The sequence below is a fragment of the Microbacterium sp. NPDC090003 genome, assembly GCF_044748385.1.
Lineage (GTDB): Bacteria > Actinomycetota > Actinomycetes > Actinomycetales > Microbacteriaceae > Microbacterium.
Genome location: NZ_JBIVFW010000001.1, coordinates 2113074 through 2131012, shown reverse-complemented (window position 1 = coordinate 2131012; position 17939 = coordinate 2113074). Strand labels below are relative to the sequence as shown.

The 17939-nt window shown below is 65.5% G+C and carries 18 protein-coding genes and 1 pseudogene; 7 read left to right on the top strand and 12 right to left on the bottom strand.

Features of this window, described 5'->3' with window-relative positions:
* Nucleotides 1-91: 91 nt before the first annotated feature.
* Nucleotides 92-1066, top strand: coding sequence for a thioredoxin-disulfide reductase (gene trxB, locus ACIPVN_RS10260; protein ID WP_400442607.1), 975 nt, complete (start codon nucleotides 92-94; stop codon nucleotides 1064-1066).
* A 66-nt stretch (nucleotides 1067-1132) separates the two neighbouring features.
* Complete coding sequence (gene trxA, locus ACIPVN_RS10255) at nucleotides 1133-1456, top strand: thioredoxin (RefSeq protein ID WP_400442606.1); 324 nt, start codon at nucleotides 1133-1135, stop codon at nucleotides 1454-1456.
* A gap of 184 nt (nucleotides 1457-1640) precedes the next feature.
* Here trxA and ACIPVN_RS10250 read toward each other — a convergent pair whose 3' ends face one another.
* From ACIPVN_RS10250 to rpmH, 12 genes are all read right to left on the bottom strand, one after another.
* Nucleotides 1641-2159: a GrpB family protein gene (locus ACIPVN_RS10250; protein WP_400442605.1), complete on the bottom strand. Its 519-nt coding sequence runs from the start codon at nucleotides 2157-2159 to the stop codon at nucleotides 1641-1643.
* 11 nt (nucleotides 2160-2170) lie between these two features.
* Nucleotides 2171-2506 (bottom strand): tryptophan synthase subunit alpha, encoded by a 336-nt coding sequence (locus ACIPVN_RS10245; RefSeq protein ID WP_247633423.1) that lies wholly within the window; start codon nucleotides 2504-2506, stop codon nucleotides 2171-2173.
* 10 nt (nucleotides 2507-2516) lie between these two features.
* Nucleotides 2517-3965: a sugar porter family MFS transporter gene (locus ACIPVN_RS10240; protein WP_400442603.1), complete on the bottom strand. Its 1449-nt coding sequence runs from the start codon at nucleotides 3963-3965 to the stop codon at nucleotides 2517-2519.
* A gap of 146 nt (nucleotides 3966-4111) precedes the next feature.
* Nucleotides 4112-5095: a ParB/RepB/Spo0J family partition protein gene (locus ACIPVN_RS10235; RefSeq protein ID WP_400442602.1), complete on the bottom strand. Its 984-nt coding sequence runs from the start codon at nucleotides 5093-5095 to the stop codon at nucleotides 4112-4114.
* Nucleotides 5095-6018 carry a ParA family protein gene (locus ACIPVN_RS10230; protein ID WP_400442600.1) on the bottom strand — a complete coding sequence of 308 codons (924 nt, stop codon included), beginning with the start codon at nucleotides 6016-6018 and terminating at the stop codon, nucleotides 5095-5097. The genes ACIPVN_RS10235 and ACIPVN_RS10230 overlap by 1 nt, the downstream gene beginning before the upstream one ends.
* A gap of 2169 nt (nucleotides 6019-8187) precedes the next feature.
* Nucleotides 8188-8577, bottom strand: coding sequence for a GNAT family N-acetyltransferase (locus tag ACIPVN_RS10225; RefSeq protein ID WP_400443354.1), 390 nt, complete (start codon nucleotides 8575-8577; stop codon nucleotides 8188-8190).
* A 144-nt stretch (nucleotides 8578-8721) separates the two neighbouring features.
* Nucleotides 8722-9348, bottom strand: coding sequence for a 16S rRNA (guanine(527)-N(7))-methyltransferase RsmG (rsmG, locus tag ACIPVN_RS10220; protein ID WP_400442598.1), 627 nt, complete (start codon nucleotides 9346-9348; stop codon nucleotides 8722-8724).
* A gap of 31 nt (nucleotides 9349-9379) precedes the next feature.
* Entirely contained in the window at nucleotides 9380-9871 is a 492-nt protein-coding gene (locus ACIPVN_RS10215; protein WP_400442596.1) for a protein jag, read from the bottom strand.
* Nucleotides 9871-10935 (bottom strand): membrane protein insertase YidC, encoded by a 1065-nt coding sequence (gene yidC, locus ACIPVN_RS10210; RefSeq protein ID WP_336641408.1) that lies wholly within the window; start codon nucleotides 10933-10935, stop codon nucleotides 9871-9873. The genes ACIPVN_RS10215 and yidC overlap by 1 nt, the downstream gene beginning before the upstream one ends.
* A 3-nt stretch (nucleotides 10936-10938) precedes the next feature.
* Nucleotides 10939-11289, bottom strand: a complete 351-nt coding sequence (gene yidD / locus ACIPVN_RS10205) for a membrane protein insertion efficiency factor YidD (protein ID WP_400442594.1) — start codon at nucleotides 11287-11289, stop codon at nucleotides 10939-10941.
* On the bottom strand, nucleotides 11286-11633 hold the full coding sequence (rnpA, locus tag ACIPVN_RS10200; protein ID WP_400442592.1) for a ribonuclease P protein component: 348 nt from the start codon (nucleotides 11631-11633) through the stop codon (nucleotides 11286-11288). Before rnpA ends, yidD begins: the two co-directional genes overlap by 4 nt.
* 6 nt (nucleotides 11634-11639) lie before the next feature.
* The gene (gene rpmH / locus ACIPVN_RS10195; protein WP_013584598.1) at nucleotides 11640-11777 is read right to left on the bottom strand and encodes a 50S ribosomal protein L34; all 138 of its coding nucleotides are present in this window, start codon (nucleotides 11775-11777) and stop codon (nucleotides 11640-11642) included.
* Nucleotides 11778-12016: 239 nt separating this feature from the next.
* Between rpmH and dnaA the strand changes: the two genes are divergently transcribed.
* From dnaA to ACIPVN_RS10170, 5 genes and pseudogenes are all read left to right on the top strand, one after another.
* Nucleotides 12017-13489, top strand: a complete 1473-nt coding sequence (gene dnaA, locus ACIPVN_RS10190) for a chromosomal replication initiator protein DnaA (RefSeq protein ID WP_400442590.1) — start codon at nucleotides 12017-12019, stop codon at nucleotides 13487-13489.
* A gap of 513 nt (nucleotides 13490-14002) precedes the next feature.
* Nucleotides 14003-15148 carry a DNA polymerase III subunit beta gene (dnaN, locus tag ACIPVN_RS10185; RefSeq protein ID WP_400442588.1) on the top strand — a complete coding sequence of 382 codons (1146 nt, stop codon included), beginning with the start codon at nucleotides 14003-14005 and terminating at the stop codon, nucleotides 15146-15148.
* Between the two features lie 160 nt (nucleotides 15149-15308).
* Nucleotides 15309-16073: a cohesin domain-containing protein gene (locus tag ACIPVN_RS10180; protein ID WP_400442587.1), complete on the top strand. Its 765-nt coding sequence runs from the start codon at nucleotides 15309-15311 to the stop codon at nucleotides 16071-16073.
* 50 nt (nucleotides 16074-16123) lie between these two features.
* Nucleotides 16124-16612: a hypothetical protein gene (locus ACIPVN_RS10175; RefSeq protein ID WP_400442585.1), complete on the top strand. Its 489-nt coding sequence runs from the start codon at nucleotides 16124-16126 to the stop codon at nucleotides 16610-16612.
* A gap of 12 nt (nucleotides 16613-16624) precedes the next feature.
* Nucleotides 16625-17935 (top strand): annotated as a pseudogene (locus ACIPVN_RS10170) (amidase family protein); the annotation flags it as partial.
* Nucleotides 17936-17939 lie beyond the last annotated feature (4 nt).

The window sequence follows — 17939 nt, the reverse complement described above, 5'->3', positions numbered from 1 at the left end:
GTCTCCCGTCGCGGGAATGCCGCGCGGTTACCATGGGTTGAAGCTGTCGGACATCATTCGATGGCATTGCAGTTCTCACAGGGAGCATTTCATGCGTCAGGTCGTCATCATCGGCTCCGGCCCCGCCGGTTTCACCGCCGCCATCTACGCGGCGCGCGCGAACCTCCAGCCGCTGCTCATCGCGAGCTCGGTCGAGGTCGGCGGTGAGCTGATGAACACCACAGAGGTCGAGAACTACCCCGGCTTCCCCGAGGGCATCCAGGGCCCCGATCTCATGGCCAAGTTCCAGGAGCAGGCCGAGAAGTTCGGCACCGAGGTCGTCTACGACGACGTCGCGTCCCTCGAGCTCGACGGACCGGTCAAGAAGGTCACGCTCGGCAGCGGCACCGTGCACGAGACCCAGACCCTCATCTACGCGACGGGTTCGGCCTACCGCAAGCTCGGCATCGAGGGCGAAGAGCGCCTCTCCGGCTACGGCGTCTCGTGGTGCGCGACCTGCGACGGGTTCTTCTTCCGCGAGAAGACGATCGCGGTCGTCGGCGGCGGCGACTCCGCGATGGAAGAGGCCACGTTCCTCACCCGCTTCGCCGACAAGGTCTACGTGATCCACCGCAAGGACACCCTCCGTGCCTCGAAGATCATGCAGGAGCGCGCCTTCGCGAACGAGAAGATCGAGTTCATCTGGAACAGCGAAGTCGCCGAGATCCTCGGCAAGGACTCCGTCGAGGGCGTGCAGCTGCGCTCCACCGAAGACGGCACGCTGCGCGACCTGCCCCTCGACGGCCTCTTCGTCGCCATCGGCAACGACCCGCGCACGCACCTCGTGCACGACAAGCTGAAGCTCACCGCCGAGGGCACCATCTGGGTCGACGGCCGCTCCTCGGTCACCTCGGTTCCCGGCGTCTTCGCCGCGGGCGACGTGATCGACCCGACGTACCGCCAGGCCATCACGGCTGCCGGTTCCGGAACGGTCGCCGCCCTCGACGCCGAGCACTTCCTCGCGGATTTTGACGACGCCTCGGTCGAGTTCCCGGCCGCCGAAGCTGCTGAGATCATCACCGCCTGACCCGCGGGAACACTTTTCCCCGGTCGGCTGTTGTATCCGACGAACCTCGAACAAGGAGAAACTCTGATGAGTGCACAGGCTACGAGCCAGGCGACCTGGGAGCAGGACGTACTGCAGGCCGAAGGTCCCGTTCTCGTGGACTTCTGGGCCGAGTGGTGCGGACCGTGTCGTATGGTCGCCCCGGTGCTGGACCAGATCCAGGCCGACAACCCCGACAAGATCACCATCCTCAAGCTCAACGTCGATGAGAACCCCGAGCTGGCGATGAAGTACCAGATCACCTCGATCCCCGCGATGAAGGTGTTCCACGGCGGTGAGGTCAAGACGACCATCATCGGCGCCAAGCCGAAGCCGGCCCTCGAGAAGGACCTCGCGGCCTTCATCGGCTGAGTCTGAGAAGTTTCGGGCCGTCACTCTCTTCGGAGGGTGGCGGCCCTTCTCTTTCCCCTCGTCGACTGGGTCCCTGAGACTGTCTGCAGGGCCCCCGCCCCGTCACTTGGCCCCTGAGCCTGTCGAAGGCCTCGCTCTCTCCGTCGACTGGGTCCCTGAGCCTGTCGAAGGGCCCACCCCGCGCCTACTTGTCCGACACGTCCACCGACGGCAACCCCCGCGCCCCACGCGCGCGATCCACGATCTCCTGGATCACCGGCCTCTTCGCGGCGTTGTAGTTCGACGTGCCACGGGCGGCGGCGGCCACGGCATCGCACTTCGCATGCCGGTAGCGGTCGGCATCCGCCGGGTTCTCGATCAACCAGTCCCGCAGGATCCTCTGGTTGACGGCATCCCAGTCCGCCGCCGCGAAGAAGTGCGCGATGTGCGTGCGTACGCCTTCGGTTTCGCGGACCATCACGGGGTGGCTGCGCACTGCGCTCCCCCGCTGCCATCCGGCGGCCTCGAGCGCATCCCGATGGCGCTCGAAGTCCTCCGCATCCGCGATCCGCACCGCGAGGTCGATGACGGGCTTCGCGCGCATGCCGGGGATCGCGGTCGAGCCGATGTGCTCGATGACCCAGTCCGGGTCGCCGTGAGATCGCAACTGACCGGCGGCGGCCCTGAACTGCTCGGGCCACGACGGATCGTAGGCGACGAGCATCCGCGGCATCGTCAGGAGGCGTCCGCGACCGTCGGATCCCACCGGCGGTAGCGCTGCTTGTCGTCGAGCAGACCCCAGACGGCCGGCGTCAGCTCCGGGTACTCGAGCGCGATCTGCCGCAGCACCCGGTAGTGCCGGGCTTCGTTCGGACGCACGCCGTCGTTCGCACTGATGTTGTCGGCACGCAGCAGGTAGACGACGAGCTCATCGATGCTGGGGAGCTCCTCCATGAACTCCCACGGGTCCTCCCCGCCCAGCAGGCGCTCCTGCACGATCACGGCGAGTTCGTCGGATGCCTCGGCACGCAGTACTTCCAGGCTGGCGCGACGGGGGACGGACTCGCTCATGCCTTCCAGCCTACGCGCGTGCGCGACGGGGTCGGCGCTCGACCTTCACATCCTCGCTCATGTCCTCGAGCTCCTTGCCCTTGGTCTCGGCGACCTTGAAGTACACGAAGAAGAACGACAGCAGTGCGAAGAAGGCGTAGAACCCGTAGGCGAAGGGCAGTCCGATGTTGGCGAACGCCGGGAAGGTCGTCGAGATGAAGAAGTTCGCGGCCCACTGCGCCGCCGCCGCGACTGCGAGGGCTCCCGCGCGGATCGAGTTCGGGAACATCTCACCCAGCAGCACCCACACGAGCGGACCCCAGGTCGCGCCGAAGAAGACGACGAACGCGTTCGCGCAGATCAGCGCCACGGTCGACCAGGGCTCGGGCAGCGTGACGGCACCGGCGGAATCGAGGGTGCCGAACGAGAACGCGAGGGCCATGAGACCGAGCGAGATCGTCATGCCCACCGATCCGACGAGCAGCATGATGCGGCGGCCGACCTTGTCGACGAGCAGGATCGCGACGATCGTGACCACGATGTTCGTCACGGAGGTGATCACCGTGATCAACAGCGCCTCGGATTCACCGAACCCGACCGACTGCCAGAGGGTCGTCGAGTAGTAGAAGATCACGTTGATGCCGACGAACTGCTGGAAGACCGACAGCAGGATGCCGACCCAGACGATCGGCTTGAGACCGAGGCGGTTGCCGCGCAGGTCGCGCAGGGATTCTTTCTTCTCGGTGTCGATCGTGCCGGTGATCTCGGAGATCTTGGCCTTCACGTCGACCGTCCCCGTGACGGTCGTGAGTACCTCGGACGCCTTCTCGATGTCGCCCTTGCGCACGAGGTAGCGCGGAGATTCCGGGAGCTTCAGCGCCATGATGCCGTAGACGATCGCGGGGATCGCCTCCGCGATGAACATCCACCGCCAGGCGTACAGGCCCCACAGCGACTCGGCAGCCCCGCCGGCGACCTCGGCGAGCAGGGCATCCGACAGCAGCGCGACGAAGATACCGGTCACGATGGCGAGCTGCTGCAGGGAGCCGAGTCGACCACGCATGCTGGCGGGAGAGACCTCGGCGATGTACGCCGGTGCGATGACGGATGCTGCGCCGACACCCAGTCCGCCGACGATGCGCCAGATGATCAGGTCGACGACGCTGAAGGCCAGACCGGAACCGATCGACGAGACCAGGAAGAGGACCGCCGCCACGACCATGATGGGGATGCGTCCGTACCGGTTCGCCAGTGGGCCGGCGAACCACGCTCCGACCGCGCAACCGATGAGGGCCGACGAGACGGCGAAGCCCTTGAGGCCGGCGCCGAGGTCGAAGCCCGACTGGGTGCCCGCGAGAGCGTCCACCGCACCGTTGATGACCGCAGTGTCGAATCCGAAGAGGAATCCGCCGAGGGCCGCGGCGATGCTGATCGCGATCACCTTCCCCTTGATGCCGGATCCGGATGCTGTCGCTGACATGTTGCCCTCCCGTGGGTCGTCCTCAGCGAGTCTAGAACTCCGGAGAACTTCGCGGGGGTGCTTGACATCGCGGGCCGTGAACGAGAAACGCGCCCGACTCCCCGCGGTTCGGGGGCTCGGACGCGCTTCTCTGCGATGCGGTCGGCTCAGTTGCCGTAGCTCTCCTCGCCGAGTTCACCGAGGATGCGGTTCAGATCCTGGATCGACGCGAAATCAATCGTGACCTGGCCTTTGCGTGAGCCGAGAGAGATCTTGACCCGCGTATTGAGGCGATCTCCGAGCTTACCGGCGACCTCATCGAGGTAGGCGCGGCGCGCTCCGGGGGTGGCCTTCGCCGCCTTGGTTCCGCTGCTCCACTGGGTCTTCGCGGCCTCCTCGGTCGCGCGCACCGAGAGGTCTTCGTTCACGACCTTGTCGGCGAGGCGCTGCATCGACTCGGGCGTCTCGAGGCTGAGGATCGCGCGGGCGTGGCCCGCGGTCAGCACCCCGGCCGCGACGCGCTGCTGCACGGGCACCGGCAGCTTGAGCAGACGGATGGTGTTGCTGATCTGAGGACGGGAGCGACCGATGCGCGTGGCGAGCTCCTCCTGTGTGATGCCGAAGTCTTCGAGCAGCTGCTGGTACGCGGACGCCTCTTCCAGCGGGTTGAGCTCGGAGCGGTGGAGGTTCTCGAGCAGTGCGTCACGCAGCAGATCCTCGTCGGCGGTCTCGCGCACGATCGCGGGGATCGCGGTGAGACCGGCCTCCCGAGCGGCACGGGTGCGCCGCTCCCCCATGATGAGCTCGTAGTCACCCTCGGAGTTGGTGCGTACGACGACGGGCTGCAGCACGCCGAACTCGCGCACGCTGTGCACCAGCTCGGCGAGATCATCGGCATCGAAGTGCGTACGCGGCTGGCGCGGGTTGGCGACGATCGTGTTCGGGTCGACCTGCACGAGGTGGATACCCGGCACGACGGTGAGGTCCACGGCATCCGCATCCGCATCCTCGACCGGAGTCTCGGCTGTGGTCGTCGACTCCGACGGGCGGATGCTCGCGCCGGGGAAGAACACGTCGACCGGACGCTCCGTCTGATCGGCCGTGGGGATGAGTGCGCCGATTCCGCGGCCCAGACCAGTGCGCTTCGCCATCATTTCTCCTTGCTCTGCGTCGCACGCGACGCGATTTCGACAGCGGCCTCACGGTATGCGATCGCGCCGGCGGACTGACCGTCGTAGGCGATCACCGTCTGACCGAAACTCGGGGCTTCCGACACGCGCACCGATCGCGGGATCATCGTCGTGAGCACCTGCTCAGGGAAATGACCGCGCACCTCCTCGGCCACCTGTTGCGCCAGGCGGGTGCGTCCGTCGTACATCGTCAACAAGATCGTCGAGAGGTGCAGACCCGGGTTCAGGTGCTTCTGGATCATCTGGATGCTGCCGAGAAGCTGGCTCAGGCCTTCCAGCGCGTAGTACTCGCACTGGATGGGGATGAAGACCTCGGATGCCGCGGTGAACGCGTTGATCGTGAGAAGCCCGAGGGACGGCGGGCAGTCGATGATCACGAAATCCAGCGGCGTGCTCTTGAGGTACTCGTCGAGCGCTGTGCGCAGGCGGTGTTCGCGAGCGACCTGAGCCACGAGCTCGATCTCGGCGCCGGCGAGGTGGATCGTGCTCGGCGCACAGAAGAGGTTCTCGTCTTCGGGGCTCTGCTGAACGATCTCGGCGAGTGGGGTGCCCTCGATCAGCACGTCGTAGATGCTCGCGGTCTCCGCGTTGTGCGGAACTCCGAGTGCCGTCGACGCGTTCCCCTGCGGATCGAGGTCGACCACGAGGACCTTCGCCCCCAACCCGGCGAGGGCCGATGCCACATTCACCGCGGTGGTGGTCTTACCGACCCCACCCTTCTGGTTGGAGACCGTCATCACCCGCGTCTCTCCGGAGAAATCCACCTTCGTAGACTCCAGAGCGCGACGTCGAGCTGACAGGTCGGCGAGCTCCCGCGCGAGCGGTGTATCCATCCCGAACGATTCGCTCGGGGATGCCTTTTGGGACTGTTTCACGTGAAACATCCACTCCTTTCGGGGCCGCGTTCCACTCTAATCGCTTGGACCGACGTCGGAATGCCGAGGGGTCGTTTCCATGACCACCGGCGCGGTGTGTCGCGGCTTTCCCGGGGGTCTCCTGGGGTGTGCAGGTGGCGCACTCCCGAAAGCCCGTCACCGCCACAGGGCTGTCAGCATCTCCACGTGCTGAGGGTGGCGTGGTGTCTGCCCCTCAGAGCTTCAGGTGCCACGTGGTCACGCACCCGGAGCTGCCGTCGGCGTGACGCAAGCGTCGGTGAGCCACCCGACCGCCGCACCTTCATCGTGAGCAGACTCCCTGTCAGGAATGGGTACGCACGTAATGTGCCTCAATGCCCTACCCCAGACCGTCTTGGATCATCACGCGAGGACCACTGCCCGGGCGGTGTAGGGGCGAAGGTCACACTCAACACATGTTCGGTGGGGAGGCTGGACACACGCTTCACATGAAACGCAAGAGCCGCGGAATCCGGCGGGCCCAACGCGGCGCACCTCACGGCCCGCTGAGCGAGACAGGCGACACCGCCATGTGAATGTGACGACCCGGTCTCGTGACGAGCGGTTCCGTTGTCACCGTCCGGCGCAGCGTAGCGCAGCTCACGTTTCACGTGAAACACCACTGTAGGAGAGTAGGGCGAGGCACCAAGGGAGAGCAGCTCGCGGTTCTCGAGCGACAGGGTCCAGCCATCGCTACATTCGTGGTCGCCCGACGCGAGGCGTCCGCGGGCATCGTCCCGGCATAAAGCGCACGTTTCACGTGAAACACCAAAGTGTGAGAGTTTGGCGAGGCGCGAAGGCAGAGCAACTCACCGTCTCGAGCGAGGTACACCAGCTGTTGCGCTGGGTGAGGCAGTCCGACGAAGGCGTCCTTGGTACCGTCCTGAGATCAAGCACGTTTCACGTGAAACACGAGAGAGTGAGAGTTTGGCGAGACGTCGGGGAGAGTATCTCGCCGTTCTCGAGCGACATTCGCTGGCTGGCGCCATAAACGTGGGCGGCCCGACGAAGGGCTTCCGCGGTCATCATCCCGGCACAAAGGCGCACGTTTCACGTGAAACACCAGGTTGCGAGGGTCGGACATATCCGGAAGGACAAAGCGCCACCTCACGGTCCCGGAGTGGGCGATGCGAGGTGAGGTGGAGGACGTGACGACCCGTACCCTTGACGCAAGAGACCTCGGTCGCCACCCTGGCGAGCGAAAACACGTGTGTCACGTGAACACCCGAGCGCGTGCGCGTTCGGGTGTTCAAAGAAGTGATGCACTTGACCGTTCTCAGTTGAGTAGATGGGGCGAGGCCGAGCAAGGCGGGTCGATGGCCGATGAGCGTAACGACCCGTCCTAACGGCGAACGGGATTCCGGTCGCCGTCATCCCGGCGAGGAGTAGCGCGCGTCCCACATGGACACGCGGCGGTGGTCCCGCATGACGTCTGCTCGCGCTTGGATCACTGAAGATCGCGTCACACCGCTCGGATGCGACAACCCATCGAGGATGCGGTCACTCCCCCAGAGCGACGTTATCCGTGGCGTGTGAGCGAATCGAACGGGTGATCGGGGTCCGGACAAGCGCGAACCGTCTGCGTGCTTCCCTTCAACTCTTCCAGGTGACCCGGTCGACGAAACCGTGTGTTTCACGTGAAACACACGGCGTCGGATTCCAAACAGGCTGGCTCTCGCAGCGTGCATCACGGCCTGACGCAGACCGGACAGAAGTGAGGACTCAGGAGCGTGCAGGGGCGACCCACATGGCAGCAGCCCGTCGGCGGCAGCGGGACAAACGGAACTCACTTCCACCCTCGCGAGCCATGCCTCGAGGCACTGAGCCGGGCTCAAGAGCGAAAGTGCCACGCGAAACCCCCTCATGCGAGCCACATGCCGACTTGGCGAGTACGGCGTCGCCTAGTGCCACTGCGGTGGAGGAGCGCCTCTTAGCTTGCTTCGGAGGGCACCTCGGTACTGACCCACCCAGGGGCAGGAAGATCGCGTGGCTTTCAGACGGGTGCAGTAGGGCGCAGCGCCCATGGGCACACCCGCTCGCCAACGCGCTCTGCGCATGGGCGTAAAGCGCGAGTGTAACGAGGGGGCGTCGAGAGCGGTGAATGTTTCACGTGAAACACACGGCCCCGCAGACCAGACCGACGACTTCATGACGCATGTTTCACGTGAAACGGCTGGCGTCGAGCTGCGCACCCTCGCGAATCATGAAGACGTCGACAGCATCCTCATTCTCGAGCCTGAACCCATGACGCTCATACAGACGACGAGCAGCGCTCCCCTGCAACACATTCAGGCGGAACGCGCACCCAGCGCCATACTGCTCCAGAACCCGAGTGAGAACCGCGGTGCCCACACCCCTCCCCTGCACACCAGGGTCCAGGTAGAAATGCTCGATCCACACCGCATCCGACTCATCGCGAACGGCTACGGACCCCGCGTCCTGCCCATCGACCACAATCACCCAGGTGTTGTCCGGTACGAAAGCCCTCAGGAATCGCTCGCGAACCCAAGTCGAGTCGTACCTGTCGAGACGTTCAAGATCCGGACGCATAACGACGGCGCGTAGCTCGGCGATCCACGCCCCGTCAGCCGCCCTACTCGGCCGCAGTGTCCAGCCCATTCCGGCGCTCCCCTCGACCGAGAACGGTCTGATTCATCGCGATCACGCGTGGTGTTTCACGTGAAACGTCGAGCGTCAGGCGCGTACAGAAGCCCGAATGACGCGGGTGATCTCCGGGAGAACACCCTCACCGAGCACCTCGACCCGCACATCGCTGAGCTTGTACTTCTTGATCTGCTTCTGCGCGGCGTCGATCTCGTTCGCCGCATTCATCCCCTTGAGGAGAGTCACCTCTCCCCCATCGCGCACGAGCGGCGCCGTCAGAGGAAGCAATGTACGCAGAGCGCTGACGGCGCGCGCCGTCACCACGTCGAAGCCGCCGGGCCGGTCCACATCCTCGGCACGAGCGCGCAAGATCTCGACGTTGTCGAGGCCGAGCTCCGTCACCTGCTCTGTCAACCACGTGACGCGTCTCTCCATCGGTTCGACGAGAGTCCAGTGCACGTCCGGCCGGGCGATCGCCAGGACGAGACCCGGGAGTCCAGCGCCGGAGCCGATATCGGCAACCGTGCCGTGGAACAGCGGTGCCGCGATCGCACTGTTCAGGATGTGACGCGTCCACAGCCGTGGCAGTTCCAACGGGCCGATCAATCCGCGCTGCTCTCCCTCGCGGGCGAGCGCCTCGGTGAAGGCGCGTGCGGTGTCGATCCGATCCCCGAAGAGCATGACCGCAACGGCCGGTTCTGGCTCGAGCCCACTCATACCGAGTACATCCGAAGTCGACCGTTCGACGTCAGCGACGGCGCAGAACCGTGTGACGGTCCGCACCCTCCCCGTACGACTCGGAGACGAGTCCTCGTTCCGCAGCGATGTCGTGCACGAGCTTGCGCTCGTAGCTCGACATCGAGGGCAGCGACGCCTGCGACGCGCCCTCGTCGAGCTTCGACGCAGCGGCATCCACCAGCGTCTCGAGCTGACGACGGCGCGTGTCGCGAGAGCCGCCGATATCGAGGATCAGCCGGGAGAAGGATCCGGTCTTGCTCTGCACGGCGAGACGCGTGAGCTCCTGCAGTGCCTGAACGGTGTCGGGAGCCGACAGGAGGCTGAGGCCATCACCCTCCGCCTCGACCGAGACATACGCACGTCCCTGGCGAACATCGAGGTTCAAATCGCCGTCGATGTCGGCGATGTCGAGCAGCTCCTCGAGGTAGTCAGCGGCGATGTCGCCCTCGTTCTCGAGCTCGGCTACGGTCGGCTCGACGTTCTCGGTGACGCTCTCGCTCATCAGGAGCCCTTCTTCTTCGCGCGCTTCTTGCCCACCGGCTGCTGACGCTTCGGCGCTTCGGCCTTGGCCTTCTCCGCCTCGTCGAACAGACGCTTCTGCTCGGCCTCGTAGGCGGCCATCGGAACGACCTTGCCCGAGGAGTCGATCGCCTTGCCCTTACGAGCGAGGCGCTCCTCTCGTGCCTTGGCTGCCTCGGATCCCGGCGTCGGCATCTCGCGGATGACGAGGAACTGCTGCCCCATCGTCCACAGGTTCGAGATGAACCAGTACACGACGACGCCGAGCGGGAAGAAGATACCCGAGAAGATGAAGCCCAGCGGCAGAACGTAGAGCATGATCTTCTGCATCTGGTACGCCTGGCCCGTCTTGGCCTCGGGCGACAGGTTCTTCGAGATGATCTGCAGCTGGGTGAAGAACTGCGAACCGATCATGAGCACGACGAGCGTGACGAGGATGATGATCGCCGTGGTGTTCCCGGCGTCGACCGCGTTGCCGAGCGTCTCGTGCAGCGAAGCCACACCGAACAGCTTGGCGTCGTAGAACTGCTCGGTGAGCTCGGCGTTGAGCAGGCCCACACCACCGATGCCGGCCGCGTGGTGCTTGGTGACATCGCTGAGCACGCTGAAGAGCGAGAAGAACACCGGCATCTGCACCAGGAGCGGAAGACAGCTCGACATCGGCGTCGTGCCGTGCTTCTTGTACAGCGCCATGGTCTCGCGACTCATGGCCTCTCGGCTGAGCTGGTCACGCTTGCCCTTGTACTTCTCCTGGACTTTCCGCAGTTCAGGAGCGATTTCCATCATCTTTCGCTGGCTCTTGATCTGCTTCACGAAGAGCGGGATCAGAGCAGCACGCACCACGATGACGAGCCCGACGATCGACAGGACCCAGGTGATGCCCGACGCCGCAGGCAGACCGACGGCGGTCAGCAGCCAGTGCCAGGCGACGAGCACCAGCTCGACCAGCCACTTGAGCGGCCAGAGGATGGTTCCGATCAGATCGAAACCTCCGGAGGAGGGGGCCGGCGACGGTGAGACGCTGGCGAACAGAAGGTCGAGACCCACCGGTCAGTCCTTTCGAGCGGGAACGACGAAACCATGGGCGGTCAGGTCGTGGCGGAAGTGTTCGTGCGGTTTCACGTCATCGACGCCCCCGCGGGTCCAGGGATTGCAACGGAGGATGCGCCATGCCGAGAGCAGTGTTCCCCGCACGGCACCGTGCTGTTGCACCGCACCTACAGCGTAAGCGGAACAGGAGGGGTAGTACGCACAGACATCTCCATACATCGGCGAGATCACCTTGCGGTACCCGGCGAGGAACCCGAGCACGAGATTCCGCGGGATGAGCGGGATGCTGCGCACCAGGTCACCCGTGTGCAGGTGTCCCGTCCCGATGGAGGATGCCGGCAACGCGGTCATCGTGCGACCGCCGGTGCGAGTCGGGAGAAGCAGCGCTCGACGTCGGCCTGGAGCTCGGCATAGGTCGCGGTCGCAGACGAAGGAAGGGCACGGATGACGACATCCGTGCCCTGGGGTACGCGAGACAGCGCTTCGGCGCACACAGCTTTCAGTCGACGTCGAACGGTGTTTCGAACCACCGCTCCCCCGACCTGCTTGCTGATGATGAAGCCGAAACGCGCGGCCCTGCTCTCATCCGTCGTCATCATCGAGGTGATGACGCGCGCCCCGCCACAGCGTGAACCGCGACGAACGACCAACCGGTAGTCGCTCCCGCGGGTCAGCCGATAGGCGCGGGCGAGCACAGCGGATTACGCGGAGAGCTCGGTGCGGCCCTTCGCACGACGCGCGGCGAGGATGCCACGACCCGCGCGGGTACGCATACGGGCGCGGAAGCCGTGCTTCTTGGCGCGGCGACGGTTGTTGGGCTGGAAGGTGCGCTTGCTCATGAGATCACTCCGGGAATGCTGCCGCCGGATTCACTTCGACCGGAGACAATTTTGGGAACTGCCGAAAAGGCATAAGTCAACCGACTAAGGGTACGTCGCGACGGCGCACAGAGCAAATCTGCGCGCTTCGCCGCGGTGGATCGGTGAGTACCGCACAGCCATTATCCACAACCTCGAGCGAGGGGCGCCGCACAACACGCGCGTTGATTTTTCGGGGCAGGTTGCCGTTCCCGGCTGCGATGACTACCGTTGGCATCCGTAGTTATCCACAGGGGCGACCCGCGTCTCGCAGCCCCTCACCGATCCCCGCCCGGAGCGTCATGTCCTCACCTGCCCAGCCCGACGTCCCGATCTGGACCACGGTGCAGGAGTTGCTGGTCGACGACGATCGTGTCACGCCCCAACTGCAGGGCTTCCTGAGTCTCGCCGTGCCCGCAGGGGTCATGTCGGCCACCCTCTACCTCGAGGTGCCCAACGACCTCACCGCCGCGCAGATCAACAAGCGTCTGCGGCTGCCGATCATGGAGGCCCTCACCCACATCGGCGAAGAGGTCACCTCGTTCCGCGTCGTGGTGAACCCCGAGCTCGCCGAACAGCCGACCGCCCCCATCGCCGTCGCCGACTTCGGTCGACAGGAGAGCGTGCGCGTCGAGTCGCCGATGGAGCAGCCGACACCGCTGCGCCACGAGTCACGCCTGAATCCCAAGTACACGTTCGACAACTTCGTCATCGGTCAGTCCAACCGTTTCGCACACGCGGCGGCCGTCGCCGTGGCGGAGGCGCCGGCGAAGGCGTACAACCCCCTCTTCATCTACGGCGACTCGGGGCTCGGCAAGACCCACCTCCTCCACGCGATCGGCGACTACGCGCAGTCCCTCTATGCGGGGGTCAAAGTTCGCTACGTCTCGAGCGAGGAGTTCACCAACGACTTCATCAACTCGATCGCGAACAACCGCGGCGCCGCGTTCCAGGCGCGCTACCGCGAGGTCGACATCCTCCTCATCGACGACATCCAGTTCCTGCAGGGTCGCGCCGAGACCCAGGAAGCGTTCTTCCACACCTTCAACACCCTCCACGACCACAACAAGCAGGTCGTGATCACGAGCGATGTCGCTCCGAAACACCTCACCGGCTTCGAGGACCGCATGCGCAGCCGCTTCGAGTGGGGTCTGATCACCGATGTGCAGGCGCCCGACCTCGAGACCCGCATCGCGATCCTGCGCAAGAAAGCGCAGAGCGAGGCTCTCCACATCCCCGACGAGGTGCTCGAGTACATCGCCACGGTGGTGTCGTCGAACATCCGAGAGCTCGAGGGCGCCCTCATCCGCGTCTCGGCCTTCGCGAGCCTCAACCGCTCGGCGCTCGACATCTCCCTCGCCCAGACGGTGCTGCGAGACATCGTCGACACGGCGGAGGACAACATCATCTCGCCGACCGACATCATCACGGCGACCGCTCAGTACTTCAAGCTCACCGTCGACGACCTGTACGGATCCAGCCGCTCGCAGCAGATCGCGACCGCCCGTCAGATCGCCATGTACCTCTGCAGGGAGCGCACGAGCCTCTCCCTGCCGAAGATCGGTCAGCTGTTCGGCAACCGCGACCACACCACCGTGATGTACGCGTACAAGAAGATCAGCGACCTGATGAAGGAGCGCCGCTCCATCTACAACCAGGTGACCGAGATCACCACGCAGCTCGGTCGACGCTGACTCCTCGCGCTGCAGTCAGAGCCTCGACAGGGGGACACGGCATCCGTTCGCGGGTCGTGTCCCCTTTTTTCGGACGTGACGACGATCCGGGGCATCCGATAAATGCCTCTATGCACATGTGGATAACTTGTGGATGGATGTGAATCGAATTGGGATGAATGTGGGTCGACGGACCGAACCTGTGGATAACTCCGGGGGGCGGACCGGACGGTCGGATGCCTCGAACCCGCGGTTTCCTCAGGGATTCCACAACTGACAAGCGTGTAGTTCCCTACTCGCGACTACTATCCACCGAGTTATCCACAGAATCCACAGCTGTTAACACCGTTAAGGAGTTAACCCGGTTAAGGCGCGATCCGATCACCAGACGGTGGGGAGAACCGCCCCGAACGACAGATTCCCGTCGGCGTAGGGATCCGAAGGACTGTGGGGCTAGCATGGGAAGCCCTGCGGTGGGCCCACCTCGCAGCAGTACCGACGACACCGTCCTAGATCGACGACAAGGGAGCACCCGTGAGGTTTCAGGTCAACCGCGATGTCTTCAGCGAGGCAGTGTCGTTCGTCGTCAAGCTGCTGCCCCAGCGCAACCCGCAGCCGATCCTCGCCGGAGTGCTGATCGAGGCGGACGGTTCGGGCCTCACCCTCTCGGCCTTCGACTACGAGGCATCCGCACGCACGACGATCGAGGCGACGGTCGACACTCCGGGCACGATCCTCGTTCACGGTCGTCTCCTGTCCGACATCGCTAGCCGTCTTCCGAACGCTCCCATCGAGATCGCGGTCGAAGAAGACGGCGGGATCACCGTCACCTGCGGATCCGCCCGCTTCACCCTCGCGGCGATGCCCGTCGAGGAGTATCCGTCGATCCCCGAGGTCGCCGGCTCCTCCGGTGTTGTCCCGGCCGACGACTTCGGCACCGCGATCGCGCAGGTCGGCTTCGCCGCGTCACGCGACGACGTCACTCCGGTGCTCACGGGTGTGCAGCTGGAGGTCTCGGGTCAGAACCTCAGTCTCGTCGCGACCGACCGTTACCGCGTCTCGCTCCGCGACGTGCCGTGGGACGGCGAAGCCGCCGCGGATCAGACCGCGCTCGTTCCCGCTCGCACGCTGGTCGAGGTCGGGAAGACCTTCGGCCACGCCGGAACCATCCAGATCGCGTTCTCGGGTGCGGGCGATCGCGAGATCATCGCGTTCACCGCGGGCAACAAGACCGTGACCTCGCTGCTGATCAAGGGCAACTTCCCGCCCGTGCGCCGTCTGTTCCCCGAGCAGACCGACCACTACGCGGTCGTCAACACCGCCGACCTCATCGAGGCCGTGCGTCGTGTCGCCCTCGTACTCGACCGCGCCGCCCCGCTGCGGTTCACCTTCTCGAGCGACAGTGTGACGATGGATGCCTCGGGCAGCGAGCACGCCCGCGCTTCCGAGTCGGTCGACGCGATCCTGTCCGGCGGCGAAGAGGTCGTGCTCGGTCTCAACCCCCAGTACCTGATCGAGGCGCTCGGTGCCGTGAAGAGCGAGTTCGTGCGCGTCACGTTCACCTCGAGCGACAACGCCAACAAGCTCAGCCCGGTACTGATCACGAGCCAGACCTCGGTCGACCAGGCGGGTCTCGACTCGTTCAAGTACCTGCTGCAGCCGAACCTCCTGCTGCGCTGAGCCTCCTCCGCTGAGCCTGGTTTCCCGCCGTTACGCGCCGGAAACGGGAGCGCTCAGAATGCGAAACACCCGACTGCGAGAGTCAGCCGTACCCCCAGAGCACGGCTGCTCCGCGTAGCCGTGCAGCCGAGCTCGTCTCTCCAGACGAAAGACGCTCCGCATGCCCGAAATCCCCCCTGCCCGATTCCGCCGGTTGCGAGCGTTCGCATCCGGCGTCGCATTCACCGCCGCGACATTGCTCATCCTCGGCACGGCATCACCCGCCTCGGCCGTGGTGGTGCCCGACCCGTATGACACCGCGACACTGACCGCCACTCCGACATCGGTGTCCGTCGGAGACAGGATTACCGTCAGCGCGGTGTTCACCGGCCTGGTCGACGCCTACGCGTACGAGCTCGACATCGCCTACGACCCCGAACTGCTCGCGTTCGTGGCCGGCAGCGAAGTCCTCCCCGCCGGCGGATTCGGATCGGCGACCGACTCGGGCAGCGAGATCGCGGTCGCCGCGACCCGGCTCGGCACCTCCCCCGGTCTGACCGGCACGCAGACCCTGGTCACGCTCACCTTCACCGCACTCGAGGCGGGCGACGCCGCGCTCGACATCGTGAACGGACGCATCGTCGACTCGAACGCCGCGTCGTCGACGGTCGATGCCGAGGCGCCGGGCACGTCGACGACGGTGGAGATCACCGCGGGCGAGGACACCGAGCCGGGGCCCGGTGATGGTGGCTCAGACGGCGGCTCCGACGGTGGGGATCCCGACTCGGGCTCGGGTGCGGGCTCCGGTTCCGGATCGGGCACGACGACGGACGGCTCGCTCGCCGTCACGGGCTCGGATGCCGCACCGTGGCTGATCCTCGGTGCGGGAGCCATCGCCGCCATCGCGGCGGGCACCGTCATCGCCGTTCGACGGAGGACCCGATGACCGCGCACGACACCCGAGCAGAGAAGCCGAGAACCAGGAGAGACACCACTGTGAAGAAGACCACCCTGCGCATCGTCGCCGCCGTCTCGGTCGTGGGTTCCACGATCGTCGCGGCAGGGATGACGAGCGGAGCAGCGACGGCAGCGGCACCGGCCACCGTGAGCCTGCCGCCGTACTACAGCGAGCTCGACGTGACCGGTGATGAGATGGTGACGGCAGCGGATCTGTCGGTCGCCGCGGAATCCCTCGGTCTCACGGACGCATCGCCGGACTGGTCACGGGTGGCCCTGCTCGACACCGACGCCGACGGCGAACTCACGATCCTCGACCTCGCCGATCTCTCGCAGCGGATCATCTACGACGACGGCCCGTTCGAGCTCGTCGAAGCGTCGGTGATCGACATGCAGGCGGCGATGAATGCGGGAGTCGCGACCTCGCAGAGCATCACCCAGGAGTATCTCGACCGGATCGCCGCGTACGACCGCACGGTCGTGCCTGGCGGAAGCCGTCCGCTCAACTCGATCATCACGGTGAACTAGAAGGCGCTCGCCGACGCGGCTGCGGCCGACGCGCTCCGTGCATCCGATGGCATGACGAGCATGCTGCTGGGCGTGCCCATCGCGCTGAAGGACAACTACGACACGGTCGATATGGTCACCACCGGTGGATGCGCCTGCTGGAACGAGAACCAGACCGCGACCGACGCATCGATGGTCAGCGGCCTCCGCAGCGACGGCGCCGTGATCCTGGCGAAGGCCAGCCTCGACGAGTTCGCCTACGGATTCGTCTCCGAATTCTCGTCGTTCCAGGAGCCGGGAGCGACGTCACTCGTGGCGAGCCCCTACGACACGACGCGGACCGCCGGCGGATCCAGCGGTGGAACGGGAGCGGCGATCTCCGCGAATCTCGCCGGCATCGGCTTCGGCACAGACACCGGGGGTTCGATCCGTGTGCCGTCGTCGTACAACCAGCTCGTGGGCGTCCGCCCCACGGTGGGACTGGCCAGCCGCGACGGCATCATTCCGCTGGCTCTCTCGCAGGACACCGGTGGGCCGATGGCCCGGTCGGTCATCGATGCCGCAGTCGCTCTCGATGCGGTGGTGGGAGTCGATGACGCCGATCCCGTCACCGCGCGACAGGAGGGCCTCGTGCCCGAGTCGTACACCTCGTTCCTCGACGCGGATGCTCTCCAGGGTGCGCGGATCGGTTACATCTCGTCGATGGTCGGGACCAACCCCGGTACCGTGCGGCTCTTCTCCGAGGCGACCGCGGCGCTGACCGCGCAGGGCGCGACCGTGGTGCCGGTCACTCCTCCGTCCGGTTTCTCCGCCGTGCTGAACGAGGGCTCCGGATCGACGAACGAGTTCCTCCACGATCTCGATGAGTACATCGCCACGCATCTCGGCCCCGATGTCGAGGCGCGCACCCTGACCGACATCCTCGCGACGAACAGTTTCGTCACGTCGCGCCGGTCGATCTACGTGGCGCGCAACGCGGTCACGGACGCGACCTACCAGGGCTGGGCCGGCGAGACCGGAACGCACACGGTGCAGCTCGCGGCCGGCAAGACACTCGTGACGCAGCTGATGGAGGATCTCGATCTCGACGCGATCATCTATCCGAGCACGAACGCGTACGGAACCCAGGGGACCAACATGCGATTGAGCCCGAACACCGGGATGCCGTCGGTCACCGTGCCGATGGGGCAGACGATCGCGGGTGAGACGCTGCCAGGCAGCGGCGTGAACCTCGAGTTCCTCGGACGCGATTTCGACGAGGGAACCCTCCTCGGTCTGGCCTACGCGTTCGAACAGGCGACGGATGCCCGGACGGCGCCGTCGCTCTACGGCCCGCTGCCGTGATCCA

What these genes read in the sequence shown, in the direction of transcription:
- ACIPVN_RS10250 (WP_400442605.1), bottom strand. Translation starts at nt 2,159, where the DNA reads ATGCTCGTCGCCTACGATCCGTCGTGGCCCGAGCAGTTCAGGGCCGCC.
- yidD (WP_400442594.1), bottom strand. Translation starts at nt 11,289, where the DNA reads ATGACCGCGTTGCCGGCATCCTCCATCGGGACGGGACACCTGCACACG.
- ACIPVN_RS10235 (WP_400442602.1), bottom strand. Translation starts at nt 5,095, where the DNA reads ATGGCGAAGCGCACTGGTCTGGGCCGCGGAATCGGCGCACTCATCCCC.
- ACIPVN_RS10245 (WP_247633423.1), bottom strand. Translation starts at nt 2,506, where the DNA reads ATGAGCGAGTCCGTCCCCCGTCGCGCCAGCCTGGAAGTACTGCGTGCC.
- ACIPVN_RS10180 (WP_400442587.1), top strand. Translation starts at nt 15,309, where the DNA reads ATGCCCGAAATCCCCCCTGCCCGATTCCGCCGGTTGCGAGCGTTCGCA.
- trxA (WP_400442606.1), top strand. Translation starts at nt 1,133, where the DNA reads ATGAGTGCACAGGCTACGAGCCAGGCGACCTGGGAGCAGGACGTACTG.
- ACIPVN_RS10215 (WP_400442596.1), bottom strand. Translation starts at nt 9,871, where the DNA reads ATGAGCGAGAGCGTCACCGAGAACGTCGAGCCGACCGTAGCCGAGCTC.
- dnaA (WP_400442590.1), top strand. Translation starts at nt 12,017, where the DNA reads ATGACTACCGTTGGCATCCGTAGTTATCCACAGGGGCGACCCGCGTCT.
- rpmH (WP_013584598.1), bottom strand. Translation starts at nt 11,777, where the DNA reads ATGAGCAAGCGCACCTTCCAGCCCAACAACCGTCGCCGCGCCAAGAAG.
- ACIPVN_RS10240 (WP_400442603.1), bottom strand. Translation starts at nt 3,965, where the DNA reads ATGTCAGCGACAGCATCCGGATCCGGCATCAAGGGGAAGGTGATCGCG.
- rsmG (WP_400442598.1), bottom strand. Translation starts at nt 9,348, where the DNA reads ATGAGTGGGCTCGAGCCAGAACCGGCCGTTGCGGTCATGCTCTTCGGG.
- trxB (WP_400442607.1), top strand. Translation starts at nt 92, where the DNA reads ATGCGTCAGGTCGTCATCATCGGCTCCGGCCCCGCCGGTTTCACCGCC.
- ACIPVN_RS10225 (WP_400443354.1), bottom strand. Translation starts at nt 8,577, where the DNA reads ATGCGTCCGGATCTTGAACGTCTCGACAGGTACGACTCGACTTGGGTT.
- ACIPVN_RS10230 (WP_400442600.1), bottom strand. Translation starts at nt 6,018, where the DNA reads ATGTTTCACGTGAAACAGTCCCAAAAGGCATCCCCGAGCGAATCGTTC.